Origin of the sequence: Vibrio sp. SG41-7, assembly GCF_014164465.1 — a bacterium.
Taxonomy (GTDB): Bacteria; Pseudomonadota; Gammaproteobacteria; order Enterobacterales; family Vibrionaceae; genus Vibrio; species Vibrio splendidus.
On the sequence record NZ_JACJFF010000194.1, the window covers coordinates 1 to 5,439 of the forward strand.

A 5,439-nucleotide genomic window follows, 5' to 3' on the forward strand; every position below is an offset into this window, starting at 1 on the left:
ATTCAGAGAAGCCATCGAGAATTTTTGCATTGTGACTCTACCTGAGATCGCAGACTCTTTGACGTCTCGAATAAATGATAATTTTCAAGTGCTCAAGCCCGCATCTTCAAGTTGATTGGGTATATATAACGAAACCCTGCTGACTATTACGTCCCCCACAGCTTTAGAAAATAATTTACATTTTTTTAAACTGATACGTAATCGTTTGCCTTTAAATCCCTACAATGCTTGCTATGTTTCTGGAGAAATAAATGCAAAATAACACCCTATGGTTCAATGGCCTTTCCATGGAAGATGTCGACAAAGTCGGCGGTAAGAATGCTTCACTTGGCGAGATGGTTTCTAACCTAGCCAACGCTGGCGTATCAGTACCTAATGGTTTTGCTACCACATCTTATGCGTTTAATAACTTTCTTGACTACAAAGGTCTTGATGAGCGCATTCACCAACTCCTTGATGAACTTGATGTTGAAGACGTTGACGCACTGCGTAAGACAGGTGCAACGATTCGACAATGGGTTCTAGACGCACCCTTCCCAGAATCACTAGAGCAAGACATCCGTGATAACTACCGCGAACTGATTGAAGGCAACGAAGAATTGTCTGTAGCGGTTCGTTCATCTGCAACAGCTGAAGACCTTCCAGATGCTTCTTTTGCAGGCCAACAAGAAACCTTCCTTAACGTGAAAGGGATCGATGCGGTTATCGAAGCAACGAAACACGTGTTCGCTTCTCTGTTTAACGACCGTGCTATCTCTTACCGAGTACACCAAGGCTTTGATCACCGTGGCATTTCATTGTCTGCGGGCATCCAGCGTATGGTTCGCTCAGACAAAGCTTCTTCAGGTGTGATGTTCACGCTTGATACTGAGTCAGGTTTCGACCAAGTAGTGTTCATCACCTCTTCTTGGGGCCTAGGTGAAATGGTTGTACAAGGCGCAGTGAACCCTGATGAATTCTACGTTCACAAGCCAATGCTAGAAGCGGGTCACTACCCCGTTGTTAAAAAGACATTTGGTTCTAAGTTGATCAAGATGATCTACTCAACCAACCAAGAGATCGGTAAACAAGTTGATATCATCGACACCGATACTCAAGAGCGTAACGAGTTCTCTCTGAACGATGAAGAGATCAAAGAACTAGCGAAACAAGCGATGATCATCGAGAAGCACTACCAACGTCCGATGGACATTGAGTGGGCAAAAGATGGCATCGACGGCAAGCTTTACATCGTCCAAGCTCGTCCTGAAACCGTATGTTCTCAAAGCGACCAAAACGTTATTGAGCGTTACGAGCTAAACAACAAGGCGGATGTCTTGGTTGAAGGCCGTGCTATCGGTCAACGTATCGGCTCTGGCCCTGTTCGCTTGGTTGACTCTCTAGACCAAATGTCACTGGTTCAAGAAGGTGACGTACTGGTAACAGACATGACAGACCCAGACTGGGAACCTGTGATGAAGAAAGCGTCTGCGATTGTGACTAACCGTGGTGGCCGTACTTGTCACGCAGCAATCATTGCTCGCGAGCTAGGCATTCCTGCCATTGTTGGTTGTGGTACCGCGACAAGCAGTCTGAATGACGGCGACACCGTAACAGTGTCGTGTTCTGAAGGTGAAACAGGATACGTTTACCAAGGCGAACTCGATTTCGAGATCAAACGTTCTGAGGTTGATGAGCTACCAATGCTGCCAACTAAAGTAATGATGAACGTGGGTAACCCAGATCGTGCCTTCGACTTCGCTCAAATCCCGAACGAAGGTGTTGGCCTTGCTCGCCTTGAATTCATCATCAACAAGATGATTGGTATTCACCCTAAAGCTCTGTTGAACTTCGATGAGCAAACGGATGAGATCAAAGCTGAAATCAACCAGCGTATTCGTGGCTACAAAGATCCTATCGATTTCTACGTAAGCAAGCTAACAGAAGGCATCGCGACTATCGCTTCTGCATTCTGGCCTAAGCGTGTGATCGTACGTATGTCTGACTTCAAGTCGAACGAATACAGCAACCTTGTTGGCGGTAAAACGTTTGAACCACATGAAGAGAACCCAATGCTGGGCTTCCGTGGTGCATCTCGTTACATCTCTCCAGTATTTGAAGACTGTTTCGAGCTTGAAACTCAAGCGCTGAAGCGTGTTCGTAACGAGATGGGACTGAAGAACGTTGAAATCATGATCCCATTCGTTCGTACTCCGAGCGAAGCGGCATCGGTTATCGATATTCTGGCTAAGTTTAACCTACGTCGTGGCGACCAAGGTCTGAAAGTCATCATGATGTGTGAGCTTCCATCCAATGCGATTTTGGCTGAGGAGTTCTTGAAGTACTTCGATGGCTTCTCGATCGGTTCAAACGACATGACCCAACTGACACTTGGTCTAGACCGAGATTCAGGTGACGTTGCTCACTTATTTGACGAACGTAACCCAGCGGTGAAAGCGATGCTGAAAATGGCAATCGATGCAGCAGCTAAAGCGGGTAAATACGTAGGTATTTGTGGCCAAGGCCCATCTGACCATGACGACCTAGCGGAGTGGTTGATGGAACAAGGCATCAGCTCGGTTTCACTAAACCCAGATACGGTTATCGACACGTGGTTGAAGCTTGGTAACGTTGCAAACAAGTAACGCTTAGCGCCAACAAGTAGATATAACAGAAAGTAGATATAACAAAGCCAGTCATCGCGACTGGCTTTTTTGTTCACCGAAAGCCAACAAAGATAACCTGCCTAGCATAACAAACATTGGTATCGCGCTGACCTTACGTTATCCTTTATACAATTCTTCATTGACAGGTTTGTCACCAATACAAACCTAACTTCAAGACCGATAAGAGCGTTATGAATTCTACTACCGCAACTCCCTCGCCTTCTCTTGGCCGACAACTCTATACAATGACATGGCCAATGCTATTTGGGGTACTTTCCCTAATGAGCTTCCAGCTTGTCGACAGTGCTTTTATTGGCCAACTGGGCGTGCTACCGCTCGCTGTTCAGGGTTTCACACTTCCTATACAGATGATCATCATCGGTATTCAGGTCGGGTTAGGTATCGCGACGACCGCGGTAATCGCGAGAGCCATCGGCGCGAATGAAACGCGCTACGCTAAGCAGCTTGGTGGATTAGTGATTGCGATGGGCAGCGTGAGTGTCGCGCTTTTCTCCGTCATCATCTATCTGCTGCGAGGGCCAATTTTACAATTGTTGGATGCGCCACCGACGGTATTACCGATCATTGATTCTTATTGGGTCTATTGGCTAGCCAGCTCTTGGACAGGTGCACTGCTCTACTTTTTCTACAGTGTGTGTCGTGCCAATGGTAATACCATGCTGCCCGGTTCAATGATGATCGCGACCAGTATCATCAACTTAATATTGGACCCGATTTTCATCTTTACGCTCGACATGGGCATCAATGGAGCCGCCATTGCGACCATCTTGGCGTTCGGTGCGGGTATCTTTATCGTTGCACCAAAGGTCACCAAGAAGCATTGGATGACCTTCGACTGGCACGACCTCGACATCAGCAAGAGTGTTCGCTCCATTGGTAACATCATGGGGCCTGCGATGATCAGTCAGCTGCTGCCACCTGTTTCATCCATGTTCGCCACTAAGCTGCTTGCTGGCTATGGCACAGCTGCCGTAGCAGCTTGGGCATTGGGTTCACGTTTTGAATTCTTCTCGATTGTCGCTGTGCTAGCACTAACGATGTCGATGCCTCCGATGATTGGCCGCATGTTGGGAGAGAACAATCTCGAAAACATACGTAAGCTCGTTAAGATTGCGGTGATGTTCGTATTGGGTTTCCAATTGGTGATTGCACTGGTGACTTGGTTATTCTCAGGCGGACTGGCAAGCCTAATGACCAGTGAAAGCGAAGTCTCGACGATTTTAAACTATCACCTACTGATCGTACCTATTAGCTTAGGGCCATTAGGAATCTGTATGCTAATGGTTTCCGTATCTAACGCTCTGGGCAAGCCCTACACCGCCTTGACGATTTCAGCGCTGCGCCTGTTCGCCTTCTTCTTACCTTGCTTGTGGGTTGGCTCTCAGCTTGCGGGTATTGAAGGCCTATTCTGGGGCGCAATGGCAGGTAATGTGCTTGCCGGCACCTGTGCATGGTTTATGTACCAACGAGCACTTGGGCAAGTCGAGGCTAAGCTAGCCAAATAGGCAATTCGGGAGCTCATCAACCAAGCAATCTCTAAAGAACATTTAATTCGACATCAAAGCAGAGCGATTGAGCTCTGCTTTTTAGATAAGCTACAATCTTATAGTTCATCTGATGGAAGAACAAAGTCGACATATAACGCAAAATTTCCGATTCCAGAAGCTTTAATACCATCCAAGTCTAAATCATTTGTCGAATAGATCATGGAAGAAACCCCCATGTTGCTTAGTTCTATCGCCTTCTTATACTCACTCCCAAGCGAGCCAAGGTTATCACCCCGATACGTCACAGCCTTAATTTTATTTAAATCAATCCAATCAAGAATAAATGGTGTATTTAGATCTATATTTAATGCGACATTATTAAAACCTAAATCTATTGCTTCATTATATTTATCTATACTGAATACTTCGATAATAGATTTATCTTTATCTATTATATATCTTGAAAGCAAGACAAGATTTTTTATTTTATCCGTAACTAACACCACGTCATTTTTATCTAGAATATCAATAGCTGTAGATATATTTAATGTTTTATATTTATCATAAATTATCTTTGATTCAAATTCTTTAGAACTAATAGACCCAGTATTATTAGAATTTGTCATTTCGTGAAAAGTCTTCCAATCATGAACAGCAACAATCCTTCCATCCGATGAGATAAGTAGATCTAACTCTACCATCTTGAATCCATGTTCAATTGATTGCTCCATCGCTTCTAACGAGTTTGTATATTTTAATCCGTTGATTCCCCCACCGGCATGTGCGATCAAACCACCAGAATTACCGATAATATTAGGTATGTTATTATGTTCATTTGGGTATGCCTTTACATTGCCTCTCCATACATCAATGACTACACTCATCGAAGGGCCGATAACAAAAGCTACCCAAAAACATATGAGAACTAGACAAAATATTGATATTAAGACTCTGATTCCTTTAAGTATCATGACATTTTACCTGTTGAGAACTGGGGCTGATGATAATGTGTGGTTTACCCTGTCAATATTGAGTTTAAACATGTTATGTATAGCAACTATAATAGCATTTGTCGGTAATAGATTCGTATTTCTTCTTCTCACGGTAATAATGACTTTTGATTTCTACTTAAGATTAAACTCTCTAAGCTTAGACTTAGGTGCATAGGCATCTACACAGATTGTTCGCATATTGAGCAATTAATTTGATTAAGGGAACTGATCCTAGGATCAATGATCAAGAGAGTTAACTATTCTTTAACTTGTACTGATTATGACTCTTTTCGA

3 protein-coding genes and 1 pseudogene are annotated in these 5,439 nt (G+C 44.1%); 3 read left to right on the forward strand and 1 reads right to left on the reverse strand.

The features are described from left to right. From H5300_RS25250 to H5300_RS25260, 3 genes and pseudogenes are all read left to right on the forward strand, one after another. A pseudogene (locus H5300_RS25250) lies at nucleotides 1–115 on the forward strand (IS630 family transposase); the annotation flags it as partial. A 136-nt stretch (nucleotides 116–251) separates the two neighbouring features. Then, nucleotides 252–2,624, forward strand: coding sequence for a phosphoenolpyruvate synthase (gene ppsA / locus H5300_RS25255; RefSeq protein ID WP_182797205.1), 2,373 nt, complete (start codon nucleotides 252–254; stop codon nucleotides 2,622–2,624). A gap of 212 nt (nucleotides 2,625–2,836) precedes the next feature. Then, nucleotides 2,837–4,171 carry an MATE family efflux transporter gene (locus H5300_RS25260; RefSeq protein WP_182797206.1) on the forward strand — a complete coding sequence of 445 codons (1,335 nt, stop codon included), beginning with the start codon at nucleotides 2,837–2,839 and terminating at the stop codon, nucleotides 4,169–4,171. A 98-nt stretch (nucleotides 4,172–4,269) separates the two neighbouring features. On the opposite strand, the gene H5300_RS25265 is transcribed toward H5300_RS25260, so the two are convergent. Further along, on the reverse strand, nucleotides 4,270–5,124 hold the full coding sequence (locus H5300_RS25265) for a glycerophosphodiester phosphodiesterase family protein (RefSeq protein ID WP_182797207.1): 855 nt from the start codon (nucleotides 5,122–5,124) through the stop codon (nucleotides 4,270–4,272). Nucleotides 5,125–5,439 lie beyond the last annotated feature (315 nt).